This window comes from Streptomyces sp. NPDC002104, from assembly GCF_053593795.1.
The window spans coordinates 80,942-95,791 of sequence record NZ_JBSFDF010000014.1 but is presented as its reverse complement, the minus strand read 5'-3'; the positions used below and the strand labels follow the sequence as shown (position 1 = coordinate 95,791).

General features: G+C 73.7%; 15 protein-coding genes. 7 read left to right on the top strand and 8 right to left on the bottom strand.

Features of this window, described 5'->3' with window-relative positions; genetic code table 11:
• Window positions 1-108: 108 nt before the first annotated feature.
• From ACWCP2_RS15275 to ACWCP2_RS15265, 3 genes are all read right to left on the bottom strand, one after another.
• Window positions 109-363, bottom strand: a complete 255-nt coding sequence (locus ACWCP2_RS15275) for a hypothetical protein (protein WP_450909044.1) — start codon at window positions 361-363, stop codon at window positions 109-111.
• A 159-nt stretch (window positions 364-522) separates the two neighbouring features.
• Entirely contained in the window at window positions 523-1,002 is a 480-nt protein-coding gene (locus ACWCP2_RS15270; protein ID WP_450909043.1) for an N-acetyltransferase family protein, read from the bottom strand.
• A 60-nt stretch (window positions 1,003-1,062) separates the two neighbouring features.
• Entirely contained in the window at window positions 1,063-2,910 is a 1,848-nt protein-coding gene (locus ACWCP2_RS15265) for an endonuclease/exonuclease/phosphatase family protein (protein WP_450909042.1), read from the bottom strand.
• Window positions 2,911-3,226: 316 nt separating this feature from the next.
• Between ACWCP2_RS15265 and ACWCP2_RS15260 the strand changes: the two genes are divergently transcribed.
• Both ACWCP2_RS15260 and ACWCP2_RS15255 read left to right on the top strand, forming a co-directional pair.
• Window positions 3,227-4,753: a hypothetical protein gene (locus tag ACWCP2_RS15260; protein ID WP_450909041.1), complete on the top strand. Its 1,527-nt coding sequence runs from the start codon at window positions 3,227-3,229 to the stop codon at window positions 4,751-4,753.
• A 177-nt stretch (window positions 4,754-4,930) separates the two neighbouring features.
• On the top strand, window positions 4,931-6,397 hold the full coding sequence (locus ACWCP2_RS15255) for an alkaline phosphatase PhoX (RefSeq protein WP_450909040.1): 1,467 nt from the start codon (window positions 4,931-4,933) through the stop codon (window positions 6,395-6,397).
• A gap of 73 nt (window positions 6,398-6,470) precedes the next feature.
• Here ACWCP2_RS15255 and ACWCP2_RS15250 read toward each other — a convergent pair whose 3' ends face one another.
• The 4 genes from ACWCP2_RS15250 to ACWCP2_RS15235 all read right to left on the bottom strand — a co-directional run bounded on the left by ACWCP2_RS15250 (window position 6,471) and on the right by ACWCP2_RS15235 (window position 8,689).
• Window positions 6,471-6,638 (bottom strand): hypothetical protein, encoded by a 168-nt coding sequence (locus tag ACWCP2_RS15250; protein ID WP_243338429.1) that lies wholly within the window; start codon window positions 6,636-6,638, stop codon window positions 6,471-6,473.
• A 102-nt stretch (window positions 6,639-6,740) separates the two neighbouring features.
• A complete protein-coding gene (locus tag ACWCP2_RS15245; RefSeq protein WP_450909098.1) occupies window positions 6,741-8,000 on the bottom strand; it encodes a TerD family protein in 1,260 nt (419 codons plus the stop codon).
• Window positions 8,001-8,136: 136 nt separating this feature from the next.
• Entirely contained in the window at window positions 8,137-8,364 is a 228-nt protein-coding gene (locus tag ACWCP2_RS15240; protein ID WP_450909039.1) for a hypothetical protein, read from the bottom strand.
• 151 nt (window positions 8,365-8,515) lie between these two features.
• A complete protein-coding gene (locus ACWCP2_RS15235) occupies window positions 8,516-8,689 on the bottom strand; it encodes a hypothetical protein (RefSeq protein ID WP_450909038.1) in 174 nt (57 codons plus the stop codon).
• A 99-nt stretch (window positions 8,690-8,788) separates the two neighbouring features.
• Between ACWCP2_RS15235 and ACWCP2_RS15230 the strand changes: the two genes are divergently transcribed.
• Window positions 8,789-9,142 carry an SHOCT domain-containing protein gene (locus ACWCP2_RS15230; protein WP_450909037.1) on the top strand — a complete coding sequence of 118 codons (354 nt, stop codon included), beginning with the start codon at window positions 8,789-8,791 and terminating at the stop codon, window positions 9,140-9,142.
• Between the two features lie 21 nt (window positions 9,143-9,163).
• Here the strand turns inward: ACWCP2_RS15230 and ACWCP2_RS15225 are convergent, their stop codons facing one another.
• Window positions 9,164-10,687 (bottom strand): aldehyde dehydrogenase (NADP(+)), encoded by a 1,524-nt coding sequence (locus ACWCP2_RS15225; RefSeq protein WP_450909036.1) that lies wholly within the window; start codon window positions 10,685-10,687, stop codon window positions 9,164-9,166.
• Between the two features lie 155 nt (window positions 10,688-10,842).
• On the opposite strand from ACWCP2_RS15225, the gene ACWCP2_RS15220 reads away from it, so the two are divergent.
• The 4 genes from ACWCP2_RS15220 to ACWCP2_RS15205 all read left to right on the top strand — a co-directional run bounded on the left by ACWCP2_RS15220 (window position 10,843) and on the right by ACWCP2_RS15205 (window position 14,825).
• Window positions 10,843-11,628, top strand: a complete 786-nt coding sequence (locus tag ACWCP2_RS15220) for an IclR family transcriptional regulator (protein ID WP_450909035.1) — start codon at window positions 10,843-10,845, stop codon at window positions 11,626-11,628.
• Window positions 11,629-11,806: 178 nt separating this feature from the next.
• The gene (locus ACWCP2_RS15215; RefSeq protein ID WP_450909034.1) at window positions 11,807-12,811 is read left to right on the top strand and encodes a hypothetical protein; all 1,005 of its coding nucleotides are present in this window, start codon (window positions 11,807-11,809) and stop codon (window positions 12,809-12,811) included.
• A gap of 74 nt (window positions 12,812-12,885) precedes the next feature.
• A complete protein-coding gene (locus ACWCP2_RS15210) occupies window positions 12,886-14,151 on the top strand; it encodes a sensor histidine kinase (RefSeq protein WP_450909097.1) in 1,266 nt (421 codons plus the stop codon).
• Complete coding sequence (locus ACWCP2_RS15205; RefSeq protein WP_450909033.1) at window positions 14,148-14,825, top strand: response regulator transcription factor; 678 nt, start codon at window positions 14,148-14,150, stop codon at window positions 14,823-14,825. The genes ACWCP2_RS15210 and ACWCP2_RS15205 overlap by 4 nt, the downstream gene beginning before the upstream one ends.
• The last annotated feature ends 25 nt before the right edge of the window (window positions 14,826-14,850 follow it).

Genomic DNA, 14,850 nt, shown 5'->3' with positions numbered 1-14,850 from the left:
CCCGCCCCGAGCGGGGGAGGGGGTTCGCGCACGCGGGATCAGCGCGGGTCAGCGCAGGTCAGTGCGGGCCAGCGCAGGTCAGTGCACGTCGGCACGGGCCGGCGCTGGTCAGCTCAGGGGGATCGTGCGCACCAGCCCGGCGAAGGCCTGCTGCTCCGCTTCGGTCAGCTCCACCGACTCCATCGGGTGGACGGAGGTCCCGCGCTGGGCGGGGATGACCGAGAGGCCTTCGAAGGCGCCTGGTTCCGGGTGGTGGAAACGGCTGTCCCACAGCATGTGGCCGAGGCCGATCAGCCAGACGGCGGCGGCCACGAGCAGGACGGCGATGCCGATTTCCTGAGCGAGGGAAATGGAGGGGAACACGCGGTCCTCCAAAGGAGTGCTGGAGTGCGGTACAAGATCGGGCGTGGGGACACTCAACACCAGAACCGCCCGAATGGGTAGGGATGTGCCGAGTGTCACGCCAGGGCCAAAGGTCCTGTCCCGGGCTCCCGACCGTCCGTTCCAGGACAGCGGCAGCTTCTAGGACAGCGGCAGCTTGAAGCCCTCGTGGCTCCGGGCGTAGCCCAGCCGCTCGTAGAACCGGTGCGCGGCGGTGCGCCGCTTGTTGCTGGTGAGCTGCATCAGCCCGCAGCCGCGCGCGCGGGCCCGGTCCGCCGCCAGTTCCATCAGGCGGGCTCCGAGCCCCCCGCCCCGCCGGTCCGCGCGGATCCGTACCGCCTCCACGAGGGCCCGCTCCCGTCCGCCCTGGCCCAGACCCGGGACGTACGTCAGCTGCAGGCAGCCCACGAGGTCCCCGTCCTCCTCCAGGACCAGCATCTCGTTGCGCGGGTCCGCCGTGATCGCGGCGAAGGCCCGCTCGTGGGCCTCGGAGACCGGCTCCGGCCCGCGCGCCGGGGCCGGAGTGCCGGTGCCGGTGCCGTTCGCGTCCGGGTTCTCGTCCTGGGCCAGCAGGGCGAGTACGGCGGGCAGGTCCTGACGCGTCGCGGTACGGAAGATCATGCCGGGATCATGCCAAAGGGGCCGGGCGGCGGTGCGGCCCGGCCCCCTCGGCGGCCCGCCCTACGGGCGGAAGCGCACGACCTGCGGGTCGTGGTCGCTGTTCTGGTTCGCGAACTCGGCGTTGATGTGCACGCTGTCGTAGCTGAACTGCTTGACGCCCGGGCTCGTCAGGATCTGGTCGAGGACCTGCGCGTTGCCCTGGTAGACGTACGAGTAGCGCTCCGGCTTCGGCAGGGACTTGATCGCCGAGTACAGCGCCCCGCCGTCCTCCAGCGCCTGCGTCGTACCGGAGAACTCGAAGTCGTTGATGTCGCCGACCGCGAGGACCGCGGCCTTCTTGTCCACCGCCAGGATGTCCTTGACGAAGGCGTTCACGGCCTGCGCCTGCAGCAGCCGCTTGGCCTCGGAGGAGCGCACCGGGGGCTGGTGCGAGGAGGTCAGGCCCTCGTCGCCGCCCTTCGAACCGAAGTGGTTGGCGATCACGAAGACCGTCTTGCCGCGGAAGACGAACTCGCCGGCCAGCGGCTTGCGGCTGTCCGCCCACGCCGGGTTCGCGGGGTCGATCCGGCCGGGGGAGTGGGTCAGGGCGGCCTTGCCGTTCTCCTTCACCACCCCGGTCGCCGTCACGGCGTCGCCGGGAGCGCGCTCCGTGAAGGAGACCCGCGCCGGGTTGAAGAGGAACACCTGGCGGATGTTGCCGCCGGGCTCGCCGCCGTCCTTCTTGTCCTCCGGGTTGACGCTGCGCCACTGGTAGGCGGGGCCGCCCGCGGCCGCGATGGCAGCGGTGAACTTCGTCAGGGTGGCCTCGGCCGACACCGTGCCGTCGTTCTTGGCGCCGTTGTCGTCCTGGATCTCCTCCAGGGCGAGGATGTCGGGGGAGGCGAGGTTCTCGACGACGGCCTTCGCCAGGTTGTCGAACTTCTCCTGCGGGTCGGTCGGGTCGAGGTTCTCCACGTTGTACGTGGCCACCGCGAGTTCCTTCTCGGCCTGCGGCTTGGTCTTCTCCGCGGCGAGGGTGCCCGCCTTGACCGTGCCGAGGGTACGGGCCACCAGGGTGTAGCCGCCGAACTGGTTGAAGTCCAGCGGGCCTTCGGTGCGGCCGGTCAGCTTGTCGCCGACGTTGGCCACCGGGAACGGCTGCTGCGCGAGCGGCGCGAGCTGCTGGATCTGGAGGCGGCCGGTGTTCTGCGCGTCGTACGAGCCGTAGAGCGTGCCGCCGCGCCTGGTGTTGTTCTCCCAGCCCTTCACCGTGACCCACAGCTCGGCGTACGGGTCGGTGGCGCCGACCACGCGCGAGTTGCCGATCGCGATGTTCATGCCCTCGAGGGACTCGTAGTAGTCCAGGGCGTAGCGCGAGGGCTCCAGCGTCAGGCCGTTGATGCTGCCGGCGGCGGCCGGGTCGCCGTCCGGGGCGTACGCGCAGGGGACCGAGTACTCGTTGACGGCGGTGGCCGCAGGCACCGCGTTGCCGGAGGAGACCACGGTGACGACGGGCTTGGAGATCTGGGTGACCGACTGGTTCCCGGAGGCGACGCCGCCGGGGATGTACTCGCCGACCAGGCCGGAGACGGTGACGGCGTCGCCGACGGCGACGGTCGGCACGGAGCTGGTGAAGACGAACACGCCCTCGCTGGTGGCGTCGTCGTCGTCCGCGTCTCCGTCGGCGGACTGGATCCAGAAGCCGCGCGAACCGTACGTGCGGACGCCCGTGACGATGCCCGCCACATCGGTGACCTGCTTGCCGACCAGCGGGGATATGCGGGTCGTGCCCTGGATGTCGTGAATGCGTATCGGATCGGCGGACACGGCGCCTTCGGCCGCGTCGGCGGTGCCCGCGAGCAGGCCGGTGGCCAGCGCGGTGGCGACGAGGGCCGCGACGGCGGCGGAACGGGGATGCGAGGAGCGCATGGGCGGGAACTCCGGTGTGTGGAGGGGGAAGCAGATATCTACGCGCGTCAATTTCCTTCGTGCCCGGCAAAGTTGTCAAGCCCTCCAGGGAATACGGCGGTTGACTGTGGGATGAACCAAAGGGGAGGGGCCGCCGGGACCGCCCGAAATGCGTCTACTCTGGGGCGCCGTACGACCCGTACCCGACGCACCGGTCCAGCCGCATCCGCGGTACCCGGACCACCCGCATCCGCAGCAACCGAACACCCGCATGCGCATCCGCAGCAACCGAACCACCCGTACGCGAACCACCCGTGCCCGCGAGGAGAACCGCCCCATGTCCGCAGACTCGCACCCGACGCTGCCGCCGGTACGGCTGCTCCCCGACGCGGAACTGGCCCGCGACGCCCTGGCCGCCCCACTGTTCGCCCGCGCCGTGCGCCTCGCCCGCTGGGCCGGACCGGACACCCGGGTGGACACCGGGGGCGAGCTCGTGCACGCGCAACTGCCCGAGGCCGTGGCCCTGCTGGGCCTGGACCCCGCCGACGAGGACTCCGCCGCCCACGCGAGCCAGGCCTGGCGGGTGGCCGTCGACACCGGCCTCGTCGACGTCACCGAACCGGAGGAGGACGGCGACGGCTCCGGGGAGGCGGACGCGGAGGGGCGGGAGTTCGGCACCGCCGAGCCCGGTGAGGACCTCGCGCTGGTGACCGGCGGAACCCCCGGCGACGTGCTCGACCTGTGGCTGGCGGCCCTGGACACCGTCCTCGCGGACGCGGCGGTGCCCGCCCTGGACGACCTCGTCGACGCCCTCGACGCGGGGGGCGAGATCGACTTCGACCAGCTCGACTGGAACCCGGGCCGCGAGGCCGACTTCCTCGACGGGGTCCTCGCCAACCTCTACCTGCTCGCGGTGGCCGAGGGCGGCACCGCCGACGGGCCGGTGCCGCTCCCGGTGCTCGCCGCCTCCATGGTGGTGCCGGACGACATGGGCGATCCCACCGACGCCGTGCTGGAACAGGTCTCGGACGCGATGATGCGCCTCGACGACCAGTTCCGGCAGCTGGAGCCGATCGGGCTGGTCGAGTTCCGCCCCGTCGACGAGGAGCTGATGGCGGAGGCCGACGACGAGGACTTCCTCACGGGCTCCGGCTCCGCCCCCGGCGAGGAGGACGTCTCCCGGTACGGGCTGGTGCGCCTGACCCCGCTCGGGCTGTACGGCATCCGGGCGCGCATGCTGGAGGCCGGCGTGGAGGCCCCGGCCGTCGGTGAACTCGCCGCCAAGGGCGCGGACGTCCTGCTCGACGTGGTCTCCCACTACTCCGAGGCCGCCGCCCAGGCCGAGATCGAACACTGGCTGGCCGGCCGCCCCGTACCCGAAGCGGCCAGCGAGCTGCTCGCCGCCGCGCGCGGCGCCGACGAGGGCGGCCCGCTGCGCCGGCTGCGCTGCCAGCAGGCCCTCGCGCCGGCCGGGGCGGAGGCCGAGCCGGCCGTCCGCGCCGTACTGGACGACGCGGAGCTCGGCGGCCTCGCCCGGGTCTGGCTGGCCGAGCGCGGGGTGGCCGACGTACCGGCGCCGGACGAGGAGATGGTGTTCTGGCTGACGGTCGACACGATCGCGGCGCAGCTCGCGACGGGCGGCGCCGCCGGCGGTGGGGGTGCCGGGGACGGCGCCGAGGCGGAGCTGCCACTGCTGATCGAGTCGCTGACCGCCCATCATGCCGGGTTCTTCGAGCAGGCCTGGCGGGTGGAGCACCCGGCCACGGCCCACGTGCTGGAGGCGATGGGGCGGCTGCACCCCGACAGGAAGGCCGCCAAGGAGGCCCGGAAGGCCGCGTTCAAGGCGCGTTCCCGTGGCGTGTGAGGGGTGTGTGAGGCGCTGGTAACCAGCCGTTCCCGCAAGGGAGTCGGCCAACGGTGACACGGGTCAAGGGGTCGATTCGTTTTCCCGGGTAGTTCAGTCGGCGTTCACGTGCGGGCGGGAGCGTGTGCGCCGACGACCGCACGACAGGCGCAGCACCTCCCCACCCCTGGAGACCCGATGCCGCTCAGCCGCAGAGATTTCACCACCCGCACCGCCCTCGCGGGTGCGGGAGTCGCGCTCACCGGAACGGTCGGCGCACTGGCCACCGCCCCCGGCGCCCTCGCCGCGGACGACGGCGCCCGGCAGGACGCCGGCCCGGACCAGGAACGCGGCGAGGGTCACGGCCACGGCCACGGTCCCGGCTACGGCCCGCTCGTCGCGGACCCGGCCGGCATCCTGGCCCTCCCCGCCGGATTCTCGTACCGCGTGATCACGCACAGCGGTGTCACCGCACTCGACTCGGGCGAGAGCACCCCCTCCAACCACGACGGCACGGCCGCCTTCGAGGGCCACCGCGGGGTCACCCTGCTCGTCAACAACCACGAGCTGAAGGGCCCCCGCGCGAACTGGACGCACCCCGTCCCGCTGACCGAGGGCCTCGTCTACGACCCGGCCGCGGCCGGCGGCTGCACGGTCGTCGAGGTCCGGCGCGGCGGCGAGGTCGCCGAGTGGGTGGGCATCGCCGGTACGTCGACCAACTGCGCGGGCGGCTCCACCCCCTGGGACACCTGGCTGACCTGCGAGGAGAACGAGGACCTCGCCGGCAAGAACGGGATGACCAAGGACCACGGCTACGTCTTCGAGGTGGACCCGCACGACCGCCGGGCCAACCTCGGCCCGAAGCCGGTCAAGGCCTTCGGCCGGTACGCCCACGAGGCCGTGGTGATCGACCCGCGGCAGGGCCACGCCTACCTCACCGAGGACGCCTCCGGCCCCAACGGGCTGCTCTACCGCTGGACCCCGCCGAGCGGCTTCCGCCACGGGCGCGGCAAGCTCCGTACCCTCGCCGACGACGCCGGTGTGCTGGCGGCCGCCAAGTGCTTCGACAGTGCGGGACTGTTCGTCGACGACCTCTCGCGCGCGACGCGGATCGGGACCACCTACGGGGTGGACTGGGTGCCGGTCCCGGACCGCGACGCCCGCACCGTCGCGGTGCGCAAGCAGTTCGGCGAGTCCGCCGTGACCCGCGCGCGCAAGCTGGAGGGCATGTGGTGGGCCGACGGCGGGGCGTACTTCGTCTCCTCCTACGCCCGCGAGGAGAGCCCGGGCGCGGCCCACGACGGCCAGGTCTGGTTCTACGACCCCAAGCGGCGCACGGTGCGGCTGCAGGTGCTGCTCGGCGTGAACGCCGACCCGTCGGTGGAGGGCGGCTACGACGGCCCGGACAACATCACGGTCTCCCCGTACGGCGGTCTGGTCATCGCCGAGGACGGCTCGGGGCTGCAGCACCTCTTCGGAGCGACCGAGTCGGGGCGCACGTACCCGCTGGCCCGCAACGAGATGAACATGGGGACGGCGCAGGCGCCGGAGTACTCGGAGTTCACGGGGGTCTGCTTCTCCCCGGACGGGCGGACGCTGTTCGTCAACATCCAGGAGCCGGGCATCATGCTGGCCGTCACGGGACCGTGGCGGCGCGCGTGCTAGCCGGGGAGCGCCGGAGATGACAAGAGCCGCCGGGCCCTGGGGCCCGGCGGCTCTTGTCGTTTCATCCGTTCTTCTACTGAGCTTCGGCGCGGCTGGCCGCGGCCCACTCTTCGAGGAGGAACTCGTACGCCTCGGAGGGCCACTCGCCGTCCACCCGGCTCTCGACGAGCTGCCGGATCGCCTCGTTCGCCTCGGCGGCGGACGGGCGCGCGGGGCCCGCGGGCTGGAGTGTCTGGTGCATGCTTCCAAGGCTACGGGCGGGCACTGACAGCGACCTCCGTATTAAGGGTGGAACAGGTCACCCGGGAAGGGCGTCCGTTGCTCCATGTACCCGCTCACCTGCTCAGAGTGCCTGTGCGGCCGGTTTGACCATGCCCCGCACTGTGCGCGACTTCACAAACTCGCCCATGGCCGTCATCTCCCATTCGCCCGAGAACTGCCTGATCAGCTTGGCCATCATCACGCCGGTCTGCGGCTCGGCGCTGGTGAGGTCGAAGCGGACCAGCTCCTCATTGGTCGCGGCGTCGATGAGACGGCAGTAGGCCTTCGCCACCTCGGTGAACTTCTGGCCGGAGAAGGAGTTCACCGTGAAGACGAGGCCCGTCGCGTCCGCGGGCAGCCGGCCGAGGTCCACGACGATCACCTCGTCGTCACCCGCGCCCTCGCCCGTCAGGTTGTCGCCGGAGTGCTTGATCGAGCCGCCCAGGATGGAGAGCTTGCCGAAGTAGCAGCTGTCGATGTGGTTGCGCTGCGGGCCGTAGGCGATGACCGAGGCGTCCAGGTCGATGCTCCGGCCGCGGAACGCGGGCTCCCAGCCGAGACCCATCTTGACCTGGGAGAGCAGCGGGCGGCCGCCCTTGACCAGGGAGACGGTCTGGTTCTTCTGGAGGCTGACCCGGCCCTTGTCGAGGTTGATCTTCCCTGCGCCGGGCGCGGGGGAGGCGGCGGGAGCCGCGACCGGTGCCGGGGCGGCCGGTGCGGGGGCCGGGGCCGCCCCGGGGGCGCCACTGGTGAGCCAGGGGGAGGCCGCGTACGTGGGCGGCGCCGCCGGGGGAGCCGGCGGTGCGGGCGGGGCGACGGGGGCCGGGGCGGCGGCGGCCGGAGCCGGTTCCTCGTCCACCGAGACCCCGAAGTCGGTCGCGATGCCCGCGAGGCCGTTCGCGTACCCCTGGCCGACCGCGCGCACCTTCCACACGCCGCCGCGCTGGTAGACCTCGACGACCACCAGGGCGGTCTCGGTGCCGAGCCGGGGCGGGGTGAAGGTGGAGATCACCGCTCCGCCGGCGGAGTCCCGCACGGTGGCGGTGGGCTCGATGCCCTGGAAGGACTGGCCCGCGGCGTCCGGGCTGGCGGTGATGACGATCCGCTCGATGCCGGGCGGGACCGCACCGGTGTCCACGGTGATCGAGTCCGGTGCCGTGCCGCCGCCCGAGCGGTAGCTCACGCCGGGGCCGGACGGCTGGTTGAAGAAGATGAAATCGGCGTCGGAACGCACCTTGCCGTCGGCGGCGAGGAGCAGCGCGGACACGTCGAGCCGCACCGGGGCAGCCACGTCCACCGTCACGCGGACGGCATTGAGCGGCAGGTTGGAACCAGGGGTCATAGCGGTCATGCCGGGAGAACGACCGAGGTGGCTTTGCCGTTCCCTTACTTTCACCCGGTTTCCCGGTTCTTCACCCGCGTCCCGCCCGTGTCCCGCCCGCGTCCCGCCTCCTGTCCCCGCGCGTCCCGCCCGCGGTTCAGGCGCGGCCCTGGTTGCGGGGGTGGTTCCTGGCCGTCCGCTCGTTGCCGAACTTGTACGAGCCGGTCCAGCGCGCCATCACGAGCTGGGCGTCACCGGCTTCGACCTCGGCCAGGAAGGCGGCGGCCCGCCCGCCGCGCAGGGTGGCCGCGGAGCGGCCCTGATGGGTGATGACGACGCTCTGGTCGCCCCGCTGTTCGTACGAGAATCCGTGAGGTCTGGGCATGGGCCGAGGGTGCCGTCCCCGGGCGGCGGCCTGCAACGCAATATGAGCTCCAGGAGAGCGGAGTGGTGCGCATCCTCGACCTCACCTTCGTCCGCAAGGAGCGGGACGGCGCGGTGTCCGTGGTGGAGCTCGCCGACTCCGAGGTGGCCGATCAGTTCGAGCGGGTCCTCGGCGAGGAGTTCGATCTGCTGAGCGACGGGGACCTGGAGACCGTGGCGCAGGGCCTGGCTCCGGACTCCTCCGCGCTCGTGGTGGTCTGGGAGAACGCCTGGGCCGCGCGCCTGGCCTCGGCGGTGCGGGAGTCCGACGGGCAGGTGCTCTTCATGGAACGCGTTCCACGGGACGGCGTCGAACGAGCCGTCGCCGCACTGACTGAGCAGGAGAGAACCGAGCGGTGGAGAACCGAGAAGCTGGGAGGAGAGTCATGCGTCGACGCATGGGGCGCCCGGGGCTGCTGGGCGCGATGGCCCGCACCGCGGTCGTGGCGGGTACGGCGACCGCCGTTTCGGGCAGGATGCAGCGCGGCCAGGCCGAACGCAGCGCGCAGCAGCAGGCCGCGGCGGACGCCGAGCAGCAGGCCCTCGTCAACCAGGCGGCGGCCCAGGCGGCCGCGCAGCAGCAGGCCTGGCAGGCCCCGCAGGCCCCGCAAGCCGCTCCCGCGCCGGCTCCCGCAGTCGACCGGGTCGGCCAGCTCACCGCGCTGGCCGAGCTCAAGGCCCAGGGCCTGCTCACCGACGAGGAGTTCGCGACGGAGAAGGCCCGGGTCCTGAGCGGCTGACCGGGCCTTCCCGTCAGGTTCCTAGCCTCCCGTGACCCGTCGCGGGAGGTTCAGGGGGTTGGCCTCGCGCAGTTCCGCCGGGAGCAGGGCGTCCGGCACCGACTGGTAGGCCACCGGGCGCAGCCAGCGCTCGATCGCCGTGCCGCCGACCGAGGTGGAGTGGGAGGTCGCCGCCGGGTACGGGCCCCCGTGGTGCTGGGCCGGGGCCACCGCGACACCGGTCGGCCAGCCGTTGACCACGACCCGGCCCGCCAGGGTCGTGACCTGGGAGATCAGCTCCGCCGCCGGACCGGGGCCGCCGTCGGCCTCGGCGGCCGACAGCTGCAGGGTCGCGGTGAGGTTGCCGGGGAGCCGCCCGAGCACGGCGGCGGCCTCGTCCTGGCCGGCGTACCGGGCCAGCACGGTGACGGGGCCGAAGCACTCCTCCAGGAGCACCTCGTAGGGCCCGCCCTCCAGCAGGGTCCGCGCCGGCACGCTCAGGTAGCCCGCGCCGACGGTGTGCTCGCCGCCCGCGCCGGGGGTGACGGGTGCGACGACCCCGGGCAGGGCGGCGCGTTCGCGGACCCCGGCGACGAAGTTCTCCCGCATCCGGTGGTCGAGGAGCACGCCGGGCTCGGTCTCCCCGAGCGCCTTGGTCAGCGCGCCCGCGAGCCGGTCCCCGTCCGCGCCCTCGGGGACGAGGACCAGGCCCGGCTTGACGCAGAACTGGCCGACGCCGAGCGTGACCGAGCCGGCCAGCCCGCCGCCGATCTCCTCGGCGCGCTCGGCGGCGGCCGCCGGGGTGACCACGACCGGGTTCAGGGAGCCCAGTTCGCCGTGGAAGGGGATCGGTACGGGCCGCGCGGCGGCGGCGTCGAACAGGGCCCGCCCGCCCCGGATGGACCCGGTGAACCCGGCGGCGCCGACCAGCGGGTGGCGGATCAGCTCCAGGCCCGCGTCGAACCCGTGGACCACGGCGACGACCTCGGCCGGCAGCCCGCAGGCGACGGCGGCGCGGCGCAGCAGCGAGGCGCACAGCTCGGAGGTGGCGGGGTGGTCGGGGTGCGCCTTGACCACGACCGGGCAGCCCGCGGCCAGGGCGCTGGCGGTGTCGCCGCCGGGCACGGAGAAGGCGAGCGGGAAGTTGGAGGCGGCGTAGACCGCGACCACGCCCAGCGGCACCTTGTAGCGGCGCAGTTCGGGGCGGGGCGGTGCGGTGGTGGGATCGGCGCGGTCGATGCGGACGTCGAGGTAGGAGCCCTCGTCCACGGCGTCGGCGAAGGCGCGGAACTGGCCCGTGGTGCGGGCGAGCTCGCCGGTGAGCCGGCCGGGGCCGAGGGCCGTCTCGGCGTCGGCCGCCTCGATGACGTGCGAGGCGGACGCGTCGAGCAGATCGGCGGCGGCCCGCAGGAAGGCGGCGCGCCTCCCGGCGTCGGCCAGCGCACCGCGGACGGCGTGGGCCGCGCGCACGGTTTCGTCCAGCTCCCGGGGTGTGGCCTCCACCGCAACCTGCTCCCGGTGCTTCCCGGTACGGGGGTCCACACTCCAGACTGGTGTTGCTGCCATGGCGAACTGCCTCCTGGATCTACGCTGACCCGCGCGGATGCGTTCAGTATTGTGAACGCCGTTCCGTTGGATGAATGATCACATCCACCGTGGACTCTATTTCCGTGACTTCCGGGTGACAAGAGACAGCAAGAGGCAGAGGGGCGCGAAGGCGGATGACCACCACAGCTGAGCCGGGGGGCCCGGGAGCACCGGCGGCCGTCAAGTCGGCGGTACGCACGGTCCTGTTGCTGGAGCACTTCGCTTCCCGGCCGGGGCTGCACAGCCTGGCCGAACTCCAAAGCGACCTCTCCCTGCCCAAATCCAGCCTCTACATGCTGCTGCGCACCCTGGTGAACCTGGGCTGGGTGGAGACGGACGCGACGGGCACGCGGTACGGCATCGGCGTACGGGCCCTGCTCGTCGGCAGCTCGTACATCGACGGGGACGAGGTGGTGGCGGCGGCCCGGCCCACGCTGGACCGGCTCTCCGACGACACGACGGAGACGATCCACCTGGCCCGCATGGACGGGACGAGCGTGGTCTACCTGGCGACCCGGCAGTCCCAGCACTACCTGCGCCCCTTCACCCGCGTGGGGCGGCGGCTGCCGGTGCACTCGACGGCGCTCGGCAAGGCGCTGCTGGCCACGCACACGGACGAGGAGGTACGCGCCCTGCTGCCGCGCCGGCTCGAAGCCGTCACCGAGCACACCATCACCGACCGGGAACGGCTCATCGAGGACCTGGCACTGGTGCGGGAGCAGGGGTACGCGGTGGACCGCGAGGAGAACACCCTCGGACTGCGCTGCTTCGGGGTGGCGGTCCCGTACCGGACGCCGGCGCGGGACGCGGTGAGCTGTTCGGTACCGGTGGCGCGGCTGACGCCGGGGCACGAACGGGGCATCAAGGCGGCCCTGTTCGCGGCGCGCGACCGGCTGTCGGTGGTGACGCGGCGGATGTAGCGGATGTGGGGGCGGACCGCCGGCCGTGGGTGGGGGGCGGACCGCCGGCCGTGGGTGGGGGAGGGTCGCCGGCCGTGAGCGGGGGCGCGCCGGAGGGCACGGTTCCTCCCCCGGACGGGGGAGACGGATCCCCTTCACGGGGGAGGCGGCGGGGCAACGGACGCGGGACCGTTGGGTCATGACCACACGAGCCGTGCACCTGCCGCAGCCACCACGACCGGCCCGCGACGCACCGCGCCCCGCCGCCGCCGCGCCGCGGGCCGGCCGCAGGGTCCTCGCCGCGGTGGCCGTCGCCGCCACCGTCCCGTACCTGACCCTGAAGGCCGCCTGGCTGTCCGGGAGCCACGTCGGGATACCGGCGGGCAGCGTGCTGCTGGAGCCCCGGCTGCTCCTCACCGTGGCGAACGCCGTCACCGTGCTCATGGACGCGGCCGTGATCCTGCTCGTGCTGGTGCTCATCAGACCCTGGGGCAGGCGGGTTCCGTCCTGGCTGCTGGTGGTTCCGGGCTTCGTCGCCACCGGTCTGCTCACGCCCATCGTGCTCGGATTTCCCGGCCAGCTCCTCCTGAGGGGCATGGGGCTGGGTCCCGACGAGGCCGCGCCGACGGCGGCGAAGCCCTTCCTCGACGACTGGGTCTTCCACGTGGTCTACACGGGCTTCATCGTCCAGGCGATCGCCCTGGCCGGCCTGTTCGTGCCCTATGCCCGCGAGCGCTGGGGCCGGCGCTGGCAGGGGCCCCTCGACACGCGGCTCCCGCCACCCACGGGGGTGGTGGCGGGAGCCGCGGCAGTACTGGCCGCGGTGGTCGCGGCGGCGCACTTCTACTGGGCCCTGGGCGGCACGGCCGGGCAGAACGCCTCGCAGATCGCGCAGTACTCCTCGGACACCGCCGTGGGCTCCGCGGTCCACGGGATATGCGCGCTGACCGCGGCGGCGGGGGCACTCCTGCTGGCCAGGGGCGGGACCCGGCGGGCGGGATGGCCACTGGCCGTGGCGTGGACCGGGTCGGCGGCGACCCTGTGCTGGGGGATGTGGATGCTGGCGGCCTTCACGAGCGGCGACCCCGGCCCCGGCGAACGGACCACCACCGCAAGCTACTTGATCTACGGTGGCCAGATGGTCACAGCCCTCCTCGCGACCGCGGTCCTGGGCCGGTTCCTCGCCGGCCGCCGCACGGGCTGAGAAGGGGGGAGGGCGTGGAGCGGCGTCCGAGGTGGCGGCCCCTGCGCTGGGTCCATCTGATCCTCGGCGGCGCCATGCTGATGCCGTACTTCCTCCTCACGGAGGTGGTGGTCGGTGTCCTCGCGGGCGGGAGCAACGCACGCACGTCCCTGCCGCTCAGCCTCGCCGCCTACGCGGCCGCCCTGCCGCTCATCGCCGCGACCGGGCTGCACGGACTGGTCCGGCCGATGTCCGCGGGCGCCGCGCGCGTCCTGTGCGGGCTGCCGGGGGAGCGGTTCGCCGAGGGGCCGGCCCGCAGCTGGGCCGCCCGGGGGCGGGCCTCGGCCTGGTGGACCCTGCACCTGGGGCTCGGAGCCCTGGTCAGCGGGATGAGCCTGGCGGTACCGCCCTTGGCGCTGGTGCTGCTCGCCCTGCCGTTCGTGCGCGCGCTGCGGGATCTGCCGGTCGGGCTCGGCCCGTTCGACGCGCAGGCCCAGCCGTACGCCGCCCCGCTGCTCGGGGCCGGGCTGCTCGCCGGGCTCGTCCTGTGCGCCGCCGCAGCGGGGGCGCTGCTGGCACGGCTCGCGCCCGTCCTGCTCGGGCCGACGGCGGCGGACCGGCTGGTGGCCGCCGAGGAGCGTGCCGCGGACCTGGCGGTCCGCAACCGGCTCGCCCGGGAGCTGCACGACGCCGTCGGGCACGCCCTGAGCGCGGTCACCCTCCAGGCGGGCGCCGCCCGGCGGGTGCTGGACAGCGACCCCGGCTTCGTCCGGGAGGCGCTCGCCGCGATCGAGGAGACCACCCGGCGCACGGTGGGGGAGCTCGACGCCGTCCTCGGCCTGCTGCGCGAGGGCGACGGCGCGGGGGCCGGGGGCGGCGCACTGCCCGCCTCCCCGACGCTCGCCGCCGACCTCGACGGGCTGCTGGCCCGCAGCCGGGCCTCCGGGACCCCGATCACCGCCCGCCAGGACCCGGGACCCTCCGGGGACTGGGGGAGCCTTCCGGCGATCGCCTCCCGCGAGGCGTACCGGATCGTGCAGGAGGGGCTGAGCAACGCGCTGCGGCACGGGACGGGCCCCGTCGATCTGCGGATCCTCGTACGGGCGCGGGGGGAACCGGGCGAAACCGGTGAACCAGGCAGAAAGGGTGAACGGCGCGGACATGAGGAACTGGAGATCACCATGACGAACGACCCGGCCGGAGCGACCGGGGCCGCCGCGCGGGCCCGGCCCGGCGGGGGCCGGGGGCTGCACGGCGCCGCCGAGCGGGCCGCACTCCTCGGCGGGAGGGTCGAGGCCGGGCCGTACGGGGGCCGGTGGCGGCTGCGGGCCGTCCTCCCGCTCGGCGAGGGCGCGCGATGAGGACCGAGCCCCGGCCGCCGCTGCGGGTGGTCGTCGCCGATGACGAGCGGATGGTCCGCACCGCCCTGCGGGTCATCCTCGACGCCGAGCCCGACATGGAGGTCGTCGGGGAGGCGGCCACGGGGGCCGAGGCCGTGGCCGTGGTCCGGGCACTCGCCCCGGACGTGGTGCTCATGGACGTGCGGATGCCGGAGATCGACGGCATCCGGGCCACGGAGCGGATCCTCGCCACCATGACCGGGCCGCCCCGGATCGTGGTGGTCACCACCTTCGAGAACGACGCCTACGTCTACGACGCGCTGCGCGCGGGAGCCTGCGGGTTCCTCCTCAAGCGGGCCGACCCCGACGAGCTGACCGCCGCCGTCCGGCTCGTCGCGCGCGGGGACTCGCTGCTCTTCCCGGCGGCCGTCCGCTCCCTGGCCGCCGCCCACACCCCGCCCGGGGCCGGCCCCGCCGCCGCGCCCTGGGTCGCCCGGCTCACGGACCGGGAGGCCGACGTACTGCGCCTGATGGCGTCCGGGCTCTCCAACCACGAGGTGAGCGAGCGGCTCGGCGTCGGCCCGCAGACGGTCAAGACGCACGTGGCGGCGGTGCTCGCCAAGACCGGCTCCCGGGACCGGACCCAGGCGGTCATCGCGGCGTACGAGGGAGGCTTCCTCATGAAGAAAGGCTGAGAACTCCGCCACAATCGGGGCAGAG